Source organism: Devosia sp. Micro-HW1 (assembly GCF_056341075.1).
This window is the reverse complement of the sequence record NZ_CP094375.1, coordinates 3,097,313-3,109,589: the sequence shown is the minus strand read 5'-3', so window position 1 is coordinate 3,109,589 and position 12,277 is coordinate 3,097,313. Positions and strand designations below refer to the sequence as shown.

General features: G+C 63.7%; 12 protein-coding genes. 5 read left to right on the top strand and 7 right to left on the bottom strand.

Annotated features, from left to right (window positions below; genetic code table 11):
* Position 1 precedes the first annotated feature (1 nt).
* Genes MQW79_RS14995 through MQW79_RS14975 form a run of 5 tightly spaced genes read left to right on the top strand, consistent with a single transcriptional unit; the run spans position 2 to position 4,562 of the window.
* Positions 2 to 961, top strand: coding sequence for an ABC transporter permease (locus tag MQW79_RS14995; RefSeq protein ID WP_476585272.1), 960 nt, complete (start codon positions 2 to 4; stop codon positions 959 to 961).
* Entirely contained in the window at positions 961 to 2,601 is a 1,641-nt protein-coding gene (locus tag MQW79_RS14990; protein WP_476585271.1) for an ABC transporter ATP-binding protein, read from the top strand. Before MQW79_RS14995 ends, MQW79_RS14990 begins: the two co-directional genes overlap by 1 nt.
* 15 nt (positions 2,602 to 2,616) lie before the next feature.
* Positions 2,617 to 3,228, top strand: a complete 612-nt coding sequence (locus tag MQW79_RS14985) for a TetR/AcrR family transcriptional regulator (RefSeq protein WP_476585270.1) — start codon at positions 2,617 to 2,619, stop codon at positions 3,226 to 3,228.
* 51 nt (positions 3,229 to 3,279) lie between these two features.
* The gene (locus tag MQW79_RS14980) at positions 3,280 to 3,798 is read left to right on the top strand and encodes a sigma-70 family RNA polymerase sigma factor (RefSeq protein ID WP_476585269.1); all 519 of its coding nucleotides are present in this window, start codon (positions 3,280 to 3,282) and stop codon (positions 3,796 to 3,798) included.
* Positions 3,795 to 4,562 (top strand): anti-sigma factor family protein, encoded by a 768-nt coding sequence (locus MQW79_RS14975; protein ID WP_476585268.1) that lies wholly within the window; start codon positions 3,795 to 3,797, stop codon positions 4,560 to 4,562. The genes MQW79_RS14980 and MQW79_RS14975 overlap by 4 nt, the downstream gene beginning before the upstream one ends.
* A gap of 52 nt (positions 4,563 to 4,614) precedes the next feature.
* Here MQW79_RS14975 and MQW79_RS14970 read toward each other — a convergent pair whose 3' ends face one another.
* From MQW79_RS14970 to MQW79_RS14940, 7 genes are all read right to left on the bottom strand, one after another.
* Positions 4,615 to 5,772 carry a mandelate racemase/muconate lactonizing enzyme family protein gene (locus tag MQW79_RS14970; protein ID WP_476585267.1) on the bottom strand — a complete coding sequence of 386 codons (1,158 nt, stop codon included), beginning with the start codon at positions 5,770 to 5,772 and terminating at the stop codon, positions 4,615 to 4,617.
* A gap of 53 nt (positions 5,773 to 5,825) precedes the next feature.
* The gene (locus MQW79_RS14965) at positions 5,826 to 6,572 is read right to left on the bottom strand and encodes a ribonuclease activity regulator RraA (protein WP_476585266.1); all 747 of its coding nucleotides are present in this window, start codon (positions 6,570 to 6,572) and stop codon (positions 5,826 to 5,828) included.
* A gap of 19 nt (positions 6,573 to 6,591) precedes the next feature.
* Positions 6,592 to 7,752, bottom strand: coding sequence for a mandelate racemase/muconate lactonizing enzyme family protein (locus MQW79_RS14960; RefSeq protein ID WP_476585265.1), 1,161 nt, complete (start codon positions 7,750 to 7,752; stop codon positions 6,592 to 6,594).
* 24 nt (positions 7,753 to 7,776) lie between these two features.
* Positions 7,777 to 8,874, bottom strand: coding sequence for an ABC transporter ATP-binding protein (locus MQW79_RS14955; protein WP_476585264.1), 1,098 nt, complete (start codon positions 8,872 to 8,874; stop codon positions 7,777 to 7,779).
* Between the two features lie 12 nt (positions 8,875 to 8,886).
* Positions 8,887 to 9,765 (bottom strand): carbohydrate ABC transporter permease, encoded by an 879-nt coding sequence (locus MQW79_RS14950; RefSeq protein WP_476585263.1) that lies wholly within the window; start codon positions 9,763 to 9,765, stop codon positions 8,887 to 8,889.
* Complete coding sequence (locus MQW79_RS14945; RefSeq protein WP_476585262.1) at positions 9,762 to 10,721, bottom strand: carbohydrate ABC transporter permease; 960 nt, start codon at positions 10,719 to 10,721, stop codon at positions 9,762 to 9,764. The genes MQW79_RS14950 and MQW79_RS14945 overlap by 4 nt, the downstream gene beginning before the upstream one ends.
* 72 nt (positions 10,722 to 10,793) lie before the next feature.
* Positions 10,794 to 12,275 carry an ABC transporter substrate-binding protein gene (locus tag MQW79_RS14940; protein WP_476585261.1) on the bottom strand — a complete coding sequence of 494 codons (1,482 nt, stop codon included), beginning with the start codon at positions 12,273 to 12,275 and terminating at the stop codon, positions 10,794 to 10,796.
* Between the last annotated feature and the right edge of the window lie 2 nt (positions 12,276 to 12,277).

Here is a 12,277-nt window from a genome sequence, read left to right as displayed (position 1 = left end):
CATGAGCGATCTGCCCCAAGCCTCAGTTAAGCCCGTCGTGGCCGTCAAGACCTCGCGCTGGAAGATGTTCCTCAAGTCGGACATCGTCTGGTCCTACCGGCACTCGCCGGTGACCATCGTCGCCTCCATCGTGGCAGTGCTGCTGGTCCTCATGGCCGTCTTCGCGCCGTGGCTGGCGCCCTATGATCCGTTCAACCCGGCGACGCTCAACCTGATGGACGGGTTCACCCCGCCCAACTCGACCTCGTTCGCCGGCAACTACTTCCTGCTCGGCAGCGACAGTCAGGGGCGCGACGTGCTTTCGACCATCATGTATGGCCTGCGCGTTTCCCTGTTCGTCGGCCTCATGGCGACGCTGTTTGCCATGGTACTCGGCGTTGGCCTGGGCCTCGTTGCGGGCTATGTCGGCGGTGTCCTCGACGCCGTCATCATGCGTATCGCCGACGTCCAACTCAGCTTCCCGGCCATCCTCATTGCGCTTTTGATCTTCGGCATTGCCCGCGGCATCATCCCCCCCAACCAGCAGGAAGGCGCGGCCGTCTGGGTGCTGATCATCGCCATCGGCCTTGCCAACTGGGCCCAGTTCGCCCGCACCGTGCGCGGCGCCACCATGGTCGAGCGGCAGAAGGACTATGTCGCGGCCGCTCGCATCCTGGGCGTCAATCCGTTTATCGTGCTGCTGCGCCATGTCCTGCCCAACGTCACCGGCCCGGTTCTGGTGATCGGCACGATCGGCCTGGCCCTCGCCATCATCGAGGAGGCGACCCTGTCCTTCCTTGGCGTCGGCGTGCCTCCGACCCAGCCCTCGCTGGGGACGCTGATCCGCATCGGCCAGCAGTTCCTGTTCTCTGGCGAATGGTGGATCCTGCTGTTCCCGGCCCTTACCCTTGTCCTGCTCGCCCTGTCGGTCAACCTCCTCGGTGACTGGCTGCGCGACGCCCTCAATCCGAAGTTGCGCTGATGACCGAGCCCGTTCTTTCCATCAAGGACCTCGTCGTCGAGTTCCCGTTCCGCGATGACGTGTTCCGCGCCGTCGATGGCGTTTCCTTCGACATCATGCCCGGCGAAGTCGTCGGGGTGGTCGGCGAAAGCGGCGCCGGCAAGTCGATGACCGGCTCGGCCGTCATCGGCCTGATCGAGCGCCCCGGCCACATTGCCGGCGGCGAAATCCGCCTCAAGGGCGAGCGCATCGACAACCTCCCGGAGGAGGCTCGCGCCAGGCTGCGGGGCAAGCGCATCGGCATGGTGTTCCAGGATCCGCTGACCAGCCTCAATCCGCTCTATACGGTGGGCGAGCAGCTGGTCGAGACCATCCGCGCTCATCTGCCGCTTTCGGCGGCCGAAGCTCGGCAAAAGGCCATCGACCTCCTCGCCGAGGCCGGCATTCCCAAGGCTGCCGAGCGCATCGACAGCTATCCGCACCAGTTCTCGGGCGGCATGCGCCAGCGTGTCGTCATCGCCCTTGCCATTGCGGCGGGTCCCGAGCTGATCGTGGCCGACGAGCCGACTTCGGCACTCGACGTGTCGGTGCAGGCCCAGATCATCAAGGTGCTGAAAAAGCTCTGCTCCAACCATGGCGCGGCGGTGATGCTCATCACCCACGATATGGGTGTCATTGCCCAGACGGCGGACCGCATGGTGGTGATGCACCAGGGCAAGGTGGTCGAGACCGGCACCGTGGGCGACATCATCCGCCGCCCGCGCGAGCCCTATACGATCAAGCTCATCAACTCGATCCCGACCATCGAACGCCAGGCTGGCGCCGTGGCCGTCGCGCCGGCTGCCAATGACGATGGCGCCTATGTGCAGGTCAAGAAGCTGGTCAAGGACTACGAGATCGGCGGCGGCGGCTTCCTGAAACTTCTGCCCGGCAAGGTCGAGGTCTTCCGCGCCGTCAACGAGGTCAGCTTCACCATCGAAAAGGGCAAGACCTTTGGCCTCGTCGGCGAATCCGGATCGGGCAAATCCACCTGCGCCAAGATGATCGTGGGCCTCGTGCGCCCCACTTCGGGTCAGATCACGGTCGATGGCCATGATATCTGGGCCAGCGGGGCCGGGCACAAGGAGCGCCGCAAGCGCGTCCAGATGATCTTCCAGGATCCCTATGCCAGCCTCAATCCGCGCTGGCGCGTCGCCGACATCATCGCCGAACCGATGCGGACCCTGGGCATTGCCCGAAACCGTTCGGAAGTCGATGACCGGGTGGCCGAACTGCTGCGCCGCGTGCGCCTCGATCCTGCCGTCATGCGCAAGTTCCCGCATGAATTTTCCGGCGGCCAGCGCCAGCGCGTCGCCATTGCCCGGGCGCTGTCGAGCCAGCCCGAATTCATCGTCTGCGACGAACCGACTTCGGCCCTCGACGTGTCGGTGCAGGCGCAGGTTCTGGACCTGATGAGCGAGCTGCAGGCCGAGTTCGGCCTCACCTACCTGCTCATCAGCCACAACCTGGCCGTGGTGCGACAGATGTCGAGCTCGGTCGGCGTGCTGCATAACGGGGTCCTGGTGGAAAACGGTCCGACCGATGCCATCTTCGACAACCCGCAGGCCGACTATACCAAAATGCTGCTGGACGCGGTTCCAGACATCTCCAAGGTCGCCTGAGGCGGGGCCGGGGCGATGAAGTCGATCGAAGCGGAACGGCGCCAGCACATCATCGACTGCACCATCGCCGTGCTGGTTCAGCACGGCGCGGCCGGGACGTCGCTGTCGCGCATCGCTTCGGAGGCCCGCGTCGCCAAGGGCATCATCTGCTACTACTTCGGCAACAAGGAAGGCCTGTTTGATGCCGTCCTCGCCAGCGTCCATGAGCGCATGGTCGAGGCGATCGTCGCCGATGCCGACGCCATCGAGGAAGAATGGCAGCGCGTGTCCGCCTTCATTGGCGGGCACCTCACCTATGCCCGGGAAAACCGGGACCAGTTGCTCGCCTTGCGCCACCTCTCGCCCACGCGGGCGGGTGGCTCGGACGTCTCCGATCATCTCGCGGTCTGGCGGGAGCAGCGGGAATGGCTCATTGCCACACTCACGGCCGGACAGGATCGCGGCACCTTCAAGTCCTTTGATCCAGCGGTCGTCGCCACGGCCATATCAGGGGCCCTCGAAGGCGGTCTGCTCCACTGGGCCCATGACGATACCCTCGACCTCGACCGCTATGCCGACCAGTTGCTCGACCTGTTCGAGCCGGGCGTCTGTGGACCCGCTGCCAGCGAGCAGGCAATGCAGGCCTGACGTGTTCGTGTCGGGTCTGGATGTCCGGACCCTTTGGCCCGTATATAGGGCATGGTCCAACGCTTGCTCCGCAAACTTGAAGTCATGAAGGCGCTTCCGGCTCTGCGGCGCTACGCCTTGAGCCTGACGCGCAACCGCACGGATGCCGAGGACCTTGTGCATGACGCGCTGGTGCGCGCGCTCGAGCGCAGTGCCAGCTTCAATCCCGATGGCAATCTGCGGGGATGGCTGATGTCCATCGTGCACAACCTGCATATCGATCGTGTCCGGTCAGGCCGGAGCGCTGTGGCCCGCGACCGTGACTTTGCGGCCCAGGCCGGCGAGACGCTGGCGCCCAATCAGGTCGACAGCGTCCGGCTCAACCAGGTGCGACGCGCCTTTGACACCCTGCCCGAGGAACAAAGGGAAGCCATGCATCTGGTGACGATAGAAGGCCTCAGCTACGAGGAAGCCGCAAGAGTCCTGGGCGTGCCGGCGGGCACGGTCATGTCGCGGATTTCGCGCGGCCGCGAGGCCCTGCGGCGCTGGGAAAGCGGACCACCCCTCAGACTGGTAAAAGGAGGCGAATGATGCGGACACCGGAAGCCCTCGATCCACTGGACCTTGCGGCCTTTGTCGATGGTCAGCTCGATATGTCGCGACGCATCGAAGTCGAGCACTGGCTGTCACGCCATCCTGATGTCGCGGCGCAGGTGATGACCGATCTGCGCATGCGGGACGAGCTGCGTCTCGCCCTCAGCGTCGACGACACGCCACCGCCTTCCGCCACTGCCGACCTGGCGCGGCGCCTCGAAGACCGTCTGCAACGCGGGCAGCTGTTCCGCCGCCTGCGCCCGCTCGCGGCGGCCTCGGTCCTGGTCAGCGCCGGCTGGGTTGCCCATGCCCAGCTGGGCGGCACGCTTGCCGCGCACGCGTCCAGCGACGTGCCCGAATATGTCACCGCCGCGGTCGAGGCCCACCACATCACCGCGCTGCGCGCCAGCATGCATTCGCAGACCCGCGTCACCGACTATGATCCGGCAGAGCTTCTGGCCGAGACCCAGATCCGCATGCCTGATCTGCCCAAAGGCTGGACCGTCACCGATGTGCAGGTCTATCCCTCGCATTTCGGGCCTTGCGTCGAACTGGCCGTCACGGCCGGCGATCTGGGCTCCGCATCGCTGTTTGCCGCGCGACCCGGAGAGTTCGGCTTCCAGCGCCCGACGACCCGACATGTCGCGGAAACCACGACCGCCTTTTGGCAATTCGGCGACATGGCCTATGCCCTGGTGGCTGCGGCCCCGACGGCCGAGGTTTCCAGCGCTGCGGGCGCGCTCTACGAGGCGCTGGACTGAGCGGTTCCGGGGCAAGGCAGAACCGCGTCACGACGGCATGACACTGCCAGGGTCAGGCAAACCAGGTCGTGCCGGGATATTGGTGCGCCCTTGCCACCTCCTCGTTGAGCTCGAGCCCGATGCCCGGCCGGTCGCTCAGCGCGATCCTGCCATTCTTGATGATCTCGCCGCCATCGGTGATGGTCGACCAGTAGTCGCGATGGAACCAGTGGAACTCGAGCACGAGGAAGTTGGGCACAGTGGCGCAGACATGGGCCGAGGCCATCGTGCCGATGGGCGAGGACACGTTGTGCGGCGCAAACGGGATCGAGTAGAGATCGGCCAGCTCTGCGATCTTGCGACATTCCGAAAGGCCGCCGCATTTCGGAATGTCGGGCATAATGATGTCGACGGCCTGGGTTTCAAGCAGTTTGCGGAAGCCGTGGCGCAGATAGAGGTTTTCGCCCGCGCAGATCGGCGTTGAGGTTGAGCGCGTGATCTCGGCCATGACGTCGATATTTTCCGGCGGGATCGGTTCTTCGAGCCACATCAGCTGCAGGTGCTCGAGATCGCGGGCGAGGCGGATGGCGCTGTGCTTGTCGAGGCGCGTGTGGAGGTCGCAGGCAACCTCGACGCCCTTGCCGGCGGCCTTCACCACCATCTCGGCCAGTTGCACCATGCGGTCATGCTCCCACTTGTTGGGAGTCATGTTGAAGCCGTCCTTCTCGTACCACCCGGTTTCCGTGCCGGTATGGCCATAGGCGCGGATGTCGAGATCGACCTTGAGCGCGGTGAAGCCGGCCTCCAGCACCTGGTCGACCTCGCGCTGCACTTCGTCCATGTTCATGCCGGGCGAGACTTCGCAATCGCAATAGACGCGGATATTGTCGCGGAACTTGCCGCCCATGAGCTCGTAGACCGGGACCTTGAGCGCCTTGCCCTTGAGGTCCCAGAGCGCAATTTCGACACCGGTCAGCGCGGTGATCAGCGCGCCGGCAAAGCCGCCTTCGAACACCAGGCTGCGGCGGATTTCCTCAAAGATGGCGTCGATGGCAAAAGGATCGCGTCCGACCAGCTTCTCCGCCAGTTCCGTCTCGATGATGGCAATGGCCTGGTGCCCGCCATGGACACATTCGCCGAGGCCCGTAATGCCGGCATCGGTTTCGATGCGGACCCACAGATGCATGCAATGGCCAACCGTGGCCGCAGTCTTGACGGAGGTGATTTTCACGGCCGTTCCCCAGGCAGGTTCGTATTGGAATGAGGTGATGCTGCGCCGGGCGATCAGCCCGGCTTGACCGGATTGAGCCTGCGCCAGGCCTGATATTCTTCCTCGGCATCGGGATGCAGCGGGTAGTAGCGCTGGAGCGGCTCGCCGGCCATGAGCTTCATGCGGGAGAATTCCTCCCATTCGGCATGTTTCTGGCCGTCTTCGAGTACCTGCTGGGCCATGGAGACCGGCACCACTACCGCGCCATCGTCATCGGCCACGATGATGTCGCCGGGCACGACTGTAACGCCGCCACAGGCAATGGTGACGTTGACGGCATTGGGGAAAATGTCGGTCTGCACGTGGTAGTTGGGCGACCAGCCCTTGAGCCAGAGCGCCAGGTCGAGTTTTTCGACATTGGGGCGGTCCCGCATGACCCCGTCGATGATGATGCCGGCGCCGCCACGACCCTTGAAATAGGTGGACATCATGTCCCCGAAAATGCCCGAGCGCATGTCGCCGCGCGCATCGACGACCACGACGTCGCCCTCCTGCACGTGATAGAGCACGTGCCGGTGCAGCTGGGTCTCGGGGTCGGCATATTCGCCTTCGCTGAACAGGTCCGGTCGTTGCGGCAGACACTGCAGGGTCAGCGCCGGACCGCAGATCGCCTTGCCCCTGATCTGGGGCAGAATGCCGGTCATATGCGGGTTCTTGAAGCCCATATGCCCCAGCGTACCCGCTATGGTCGCGGCGCCCAGCTGTCGCAGGCCGTCGACCAGTTGCCGGGGGGGCCGGGAGATATCGGAAGACGTGATCATGCTTGTCTCTCTTGATGGGCTACCAATTGGTGACCGAGCCGTCATTGCGCCGGAGGTGAGGTGCTTCCCAGAAGGCGAAGCTCTGTTTGGCCAGAAGGGCCTCGTTGACTTCAACGCCCAGACCCGGCGCATCCCTGACCGGGTAGACCGCGCCATCCAGGCGCGGCTGGACGGGAAAGAAGTCGGAATTGTCGAAACCAAGCGCGACTTCCGGCGCCCGGGTCTCGAGCCAGGCGAAGTTGGGAATGGCGGCCGCGAAGTGGATCGTCGCCGCCGTGCAGACCGGCCCAAGGGGGTTGTGCGGCATGAGGTCCACATAGTGCGCCTCGCTCCAGCCGGCCACTTTCATGGCTTCGGTCAGGCCGCCGACATTGCAGACATCGAGCCGGTTGAACTGGTGAATACCGCGTTCGATATAGGGCAGGAACTGCCATTTGCTGGCGAATTCCTCGCCGATGGCAAATGGGATGTCGGTCATCGTGCGCAGGGACTCATAGGCCTCCGGCGTCTCGTCGCGGATGGGCTCTTCGAGGAAGTCCAGGACGCCCTTGTCGAGCCTGGCGCAGAAGCTCGCGGCCTCCGCCACCGACAGGCGGTGATGATAGTCGATGCCGAGCACGACTTCATCGCCCAGCTCCTGCCGGGCGCGATTGAGCACGCGGGCCGTGGCCGCGATGGAGGCGCGCGGCTCGAAAATCTCGCGGCTGTCCTGGCCGATGGGGAAGAAGCGGATGGCGTCAAAGCCCATGGCGCGCAATTCGTGGGCGCGCTCCACCGCCCGTTCGCCGGCCGCATCGCCGGTCGAGGCAAAGGTGGGGATGACGTGACGCTGCCGGCCACCGAGCAGTTCGTAGACCGGCAACCCGAGCGCCTTGCCCTTGATGTCGTGCAGGGCAATGTCGATGGCCGAAATGGCGGCCTGCAGCACGCGGCCGCCCTCGAAATACTGGCTGCGATACATTTCCTGCCAGATGCGGCCGATCTGCATGGCGTCCTGGCCGAGGAGGAATTCGCGATAGTGTTCGACGGCGCCGGCAACGGCCTTCTCGCGCCCGGTCAGCCCGCTTTCTCCCCAGCCGAACACGCCCTGGTCGGTCTCGATCTTGAGCAGGAACTGGTTCCTGATGCCCACCCGCACCGGGTAGGTCTTGATGTCGGAAATCTTGAGCTTGAGGGACATGATCGTCTCGGTTGACCGCTATCGTTAGTCGGCGCGCAGCGCCATTTCGGTCTCGCCGTCGAAGAGGTGGATGCGGTCCTGGTCGAATTCGAGCCAGACCGTGCTGTCCGGTTCGACATGGACTGTGGGCGGCAGGCTGATATTGACGATGGCGCCCGAGAGGAAGGTCTGCACGAAGGTGATGTCGCCCGTTGGCTCGACCGTATAGACCCGGGAAGGAACAGCTCCGGCCACCTGTTCGGTATGCAGCTTGATTGTGGAGTGACGTGCACCGAGCACGACCCTGGACGACCTGGACGAGGCAACCTTGCGGGCATTGCGGTCGGACAGCGGCAGGTGCCAGCCTTCGGCGCTCCTAAGCGCGGTGTGTCCATCGACCTGGGTGGCCTCCAGCGGCACCAGGCTCATGGCAGGGCTGCCCACGAAGCTGGCGACGAACATGTTGACCGGATCGGCAAAGACCCTGGCCGGGGAATCGTATTGCTGGAGCAGGCCGCCATTCATCACCGCCATCTTGTCGGCCATGGTCACGGCCTCGAGCTGGTCGTGGGTCACATAGATGATGGTGGCGTTGAGGTCCTGGTGGAAGCGCTTGATCTCGGACCGCATCTGCACGCGCAGCTTGGCGTCGAGATTGGACAGGGGCTCATCCATGAGGAACACGGCGGGGTCGCGCACCAGGGCGCGGCCCAGGGCGACGCGCTGCTGCTGTCCGCCGGAGAGTTCGCGCGGACGGCGCTCGAGCAGGTGGGTGATGTCGAGAACCCGCGCCGCCTCACGGACCTTGGTGTCGATCTCCGCCTGTGGCAGCCTGCGCATCTGCAGCGGGAAGGCCAGGTTCTGGAACACGGTCTTTTGCGGGTAGAGGGCGTAGTTCTGGAACACCATGGCGATGTCCCGGTCCTTGGGGTCGAGATCGTTGACGATGCGATCGCCGATGACGATGTCCCCCGAAGTGATGGGTATGAGCCCGGCAACGAGGTTGAGCGTCGTGGTCTTGCCGCAGCCCGAGGGCCCGACCAGGGCCACGAACGCCCCGTCTTCGACCGTCAGCGATACATCCCTGGCGGCATAGACAGAGCCGTAGGTCTTGACGAGATCTTTGAGAACCACCTGGGCCATAGATGAAACCTTCTAGTGCTTGACCGCGCCTTCGGTGAGGGCACGCACGAAATACTTTTGCAGGACGAGAAACAGCACGACGACGGGCACGCTCATCATGAAGCTGGCCGCCATCAGGCCGGGAAAGTCGGTGGTGTTTTCCGAGAAGAAGCGCTGGATACCCACCGGCAGGGTCAGCTGTTCGTTCTTGGTGAGGAAGGTGGCGGCGTAGATGTATTCATTCCACGCCCCAATAAACGAGTAGATCGCGGTGGCGATGATCCCGGGCACCGAGAGTGGCATGACGATCAGCAGGAAAGCCTGGAAGCGGGTGGCGCCGTCGATGCGCGCCGCCTGTTCGAGCTGGACCGGGATGTTGTCGTAAAAACCCTTGAGCAGCCAGATGGCGAGCGGCAGGCCGAAGGTCAGGTAAGTCAGGATCAGCGATCCGTGCGTATTCACCAGGCCCAGCCAGCGCATCAGAATGAACAGCGGCACCAGGAAGATCACGGCGGGAAACATGTTCCGCAGCAGCACCGAAAAGAACAGAAACTTGCGTCCGGGAAAGCGGAAGCGCGAAAAGGCATAGGCCGCCGGCACGGCCACGACGACTGCCAGGATCGTCGTCACTGTCGAAACGAAAAGACTGTTCCAGAAGAAGCGCAGGAAGTCCTGGCCGACGCTGTTCTGCGGATCGAGCAGTTTCTGGTAGCTCGCCAGGGTCGGCTCGGCCGGCCACCATTGCGGCGGAAACTGCATGGCGGCGAAGCCGGACTTGATGGACGTGATCAGCATCCACACCATGGGCACGGCCGTATAGAGCAGCATGAACACCAGGAAGATGCGGCCGGACCAGCGCCAGCCGTCGATGCGGCGGCGGCTGCGTGGAGCCTCGGGTGAGATCGTGGTCATGCGCCATGCTCCTTCGGCTCGTTACCGCTGAGGGCGCGGACATAGAAGTAGCCCAGCACCATAAGGATGACGAACAGCAGTACCGAATAGGCCGCCGCCACACCCCAGCGCTGCCGGCCGAAGGCCAGCTCGTAGATGTGGGTGATCCAGATGTGGCTGGCATTGGATGGGCCCCCACCGGTCATGATCCAGGGCACGATGAAGGAGTTGAAGTTGGCCACGGCCAGCAACAGGATGGTGACCGTCGACACGCCGCGCAGATGCGGGAAGGTGACATGCCAGAAGCGCTGCCACGCCGAGGCCCCGTCGACCTTGGCGGCGCGCAGCAACTGGTCCGGCACGGTCTGGAGACCGGCCATGATCATGATCATGGCGAAGGGAAATTCCCGCCAGATGTTCACCACGATGAGCGACGGCAACACCGTATGGACATTGTCGATGAAATTGGGCTGCCGGTCGGTGATGCCGAGCTGCACCATGACGGCGCCGATGATGCCGAAGTCGGAATGGTAGATCCATTTCCAGATGTAAGACGCGGCAACGGCGCTGATCACCCAGGGAATGATCAGGATGGCGCGCAGCACGGCCCGACCGAGGAAATCGCGATGAAGAGCCAGTGCACACCCGTAGCCCAGAACGAAGGCGATCAGCGTCGAGGCGATGGTCCAGATGAAGGTGTTGAGGGTGACCCGCCAGAACACGTCGCTGGACAGGATCGCGCCATAATTGTCGACGCCCACAAAGATCTTGTCGCGCAGCTGCAGGCCGGGCGGGGTTTTGAAGAAGCTGAGTTCGATCGTGTAGTAGATCGGGTAGGCGATGACGACGAGCATCACCACGATGGCGGGCAGAACATAGAGATAGTCGGTGCGGCCGTTCCACATCTGGCGCAGCACGTTCGGACGTACCGGACTGGATGTGCGGAAGCCTTCCCGCTGGGCCGCCTGAATGGTCATGATCATGGTCCTGCGCTGCCGGAGGGATGATGCCGGCGGCCCATGGGCCGCCGACAGATTCTTCAGGGAGAGCTAGAGCCCGCCGCCGTCCGTCAGGTCCCGGATCTTCTGGGCGGCATCGGCCGCGGCCTCTTCCACCGTCATCGCTCCGGTCAATGCGTTCTGCAGCATGTCGGGAATGATGATGTTCATGATCTCAGGCGTTTCCGGCAGTGTCGGGAACGGGATGCCGTAAGGCAGCATGGAGGTGGTGACGTCGAGGAACTTGATGGAGTCCAGACGCTCCTTCATCCACACGGTCTTGAAACCATTGAGGTTACCCGGATTGGAGCCGGCATAGGCCATTTTCAGCGACCATTCCGGGCTCGTCCAGAAACAGACCATGGCCCTGGCCGCGGCCTCGTCAACCACACCGCCCTCGACATATTCGGGGTTGAGGATGTGGATGTTGGAGCCGCCGAACACGACGGCACGCTTGCCGTCCGGGCCCTTGGGGATCAGGCCATAGCGCATGTTGTCGATGACGGTCTGCGCCGTTTCCTGATCTGCGCCGGTCGCCTTGGCCTGCAGGTCAAGCATCACGTTGTAGTCTGAGGGGTGGCTGATCATCATGGCCAGCTGGCCGGCGAGGAAAAGCGGCTGATTGTCGGCCTGCTGGTTGGTGAGGGCCGAGACCGGCACCGACTGATCCTGGACATACATGTCGTAGGATGCCTGCAGCGCCCTTATGCTTTCGGGACTGTCGAGACGGATTTCGCCGTAAGTCGGGCTGGGATCGGCCTCGTCAAACACGCCGCCGCCATAGGCCCAGAGCTGGGGCATGAAGCGATAGGGCGTGTTGCCGGCGTTTTTGCGGGCAACCAGGCCGTAACCGGCCACGCCAAGCGTGTCGTGGATCTGCTTGGAATAGGCGACCACGTCGTCCCAGGTTTCCGGTGGCGAGTCGGGGTCGAGGCCTGCGCGCTCGAAAATATCGGCATTCCAGATCAGGGCCATGGTCTCGTTATTGGTGGGAATGCCATAGGCCTTGCCTTCCCACATCACCGACTTCATGGCGCCGGGCCAGAAATCCTCGGTCTTCCAGCCGACATCCTCGGGCTTGAGTTCCTGGAGATAGCCCTTGGACGCGAATTCGACGCCGCCCAGGATCTGCAGGCGCACCACCATGGGGCCGGCATTGCCCAGCAGGGCGGTACGGAACTTGTCGAGCAGGTCGTTGTAGGTGAGCGCCTGTTCTTCCAGTTCGATGTTGGGATAGGTGGTGCGGAACGCTTCGAAGAAGTCGCGGTAATACTGGCGAAGCAGGTCGGGGTCACCCTCGAACACACCCTGGTACCAGAAGGTCAGCTTGCCCTCGTAGTCGAGCGGCGTTACGGCGCCGCACTGTTCGGCAGTGTCGTATTCCTCGGTGCCGGCGATCGAGCGTACATATTCCGGCGACCACTGGCTGAGATCCACGCCCTGAGCCATCACGGACGTGCTCAGCATAGAAACAGCAAGCGCAGAGACAACTGCGCCGCGCGCAAGCGCACGGCCCATTCGGTAAGTCCTCATCT

Bases quoted from the DNA above. Each gene is read 5' to 3' on its own strand.
- MQW79_RS14995 (WP_476585272.1), top strand. From the start codon at position 2: ATGAGCGATCTGCCCCAAGCCTCAGTTAAGCCCGTCGTGGCCGTCAAG.
- MQW79_RS14990 (WP_476585271.1), top strand. From the start codon at position 961: ATGACCGAGCCCGTTCTTTCCATCAAGGACCTCGTCGTCGAGTTCCCG.
- MQW79_RS14985 (WP_476585270.1), top strand. From the start codon at position 2,617: ATGAAGTCGATCGAAGCGGAACGGCGCCAGCACATCATCGACTGCACC.
- MQW79_RS14980 (WP_476585269.1), top strand. From the start codon at position 3,280: ATGGTCCAACGCTTGCTCCGCAAACTTGAAGTCATGAAGGCGCTTCCG.
- MQW79_RS14975 (WP_476585268.1), top strand. From the start codon at position 3,795: ATGATGCGGACACCGGAAGCCCTCGATCCACTGGACCTTGCGGCCTTT.
- MQW79_RS14965 (WP_476585266.1), bottom strand. From the start codon at position 6,572: ATGATCACGTCTTCCGATATCTCCCGGCCCCCCCGGCAACTGGTCGAC.
- MQW79_RS14960 (WP_476585265.1), bottom strand. From the start codon at position 7,752: ATGTCCCTCAAGCTCAAGATTTCCGACATCAAGACCTACCCGGTGCGG.
- MQW79_RS14955 (WP_476585264.1), bottom strand. From the start codon at position 8,874: ATGGCCCAGGTGGTTCTCAAAGATCTCGTCAAGACCTACGGCTCTGTC.
- MQW79_RS14950 (WP_476585263.1), bottom strand. From the start codon at position 9,765: ATGACCACGATCTCACCCGAGGCTCCACGCAGCCGCCGCCGCATCGAC.
- MQW79_RS14945 (WP_476585262.1), bottom strand. From the start codon at position 10,721: ATGACCATTCAGGCGGCCCAGCGGGAAGGCTTCCGCACATCCAGTCCG.
- MQW79_RS14940 (WP_476585261.1), bottom strand. From the start codon at position 12,275: ATGAGGACTTACCGAATGGGCCGTGCGCTTGCGCGCGGCGCAGTTGTC.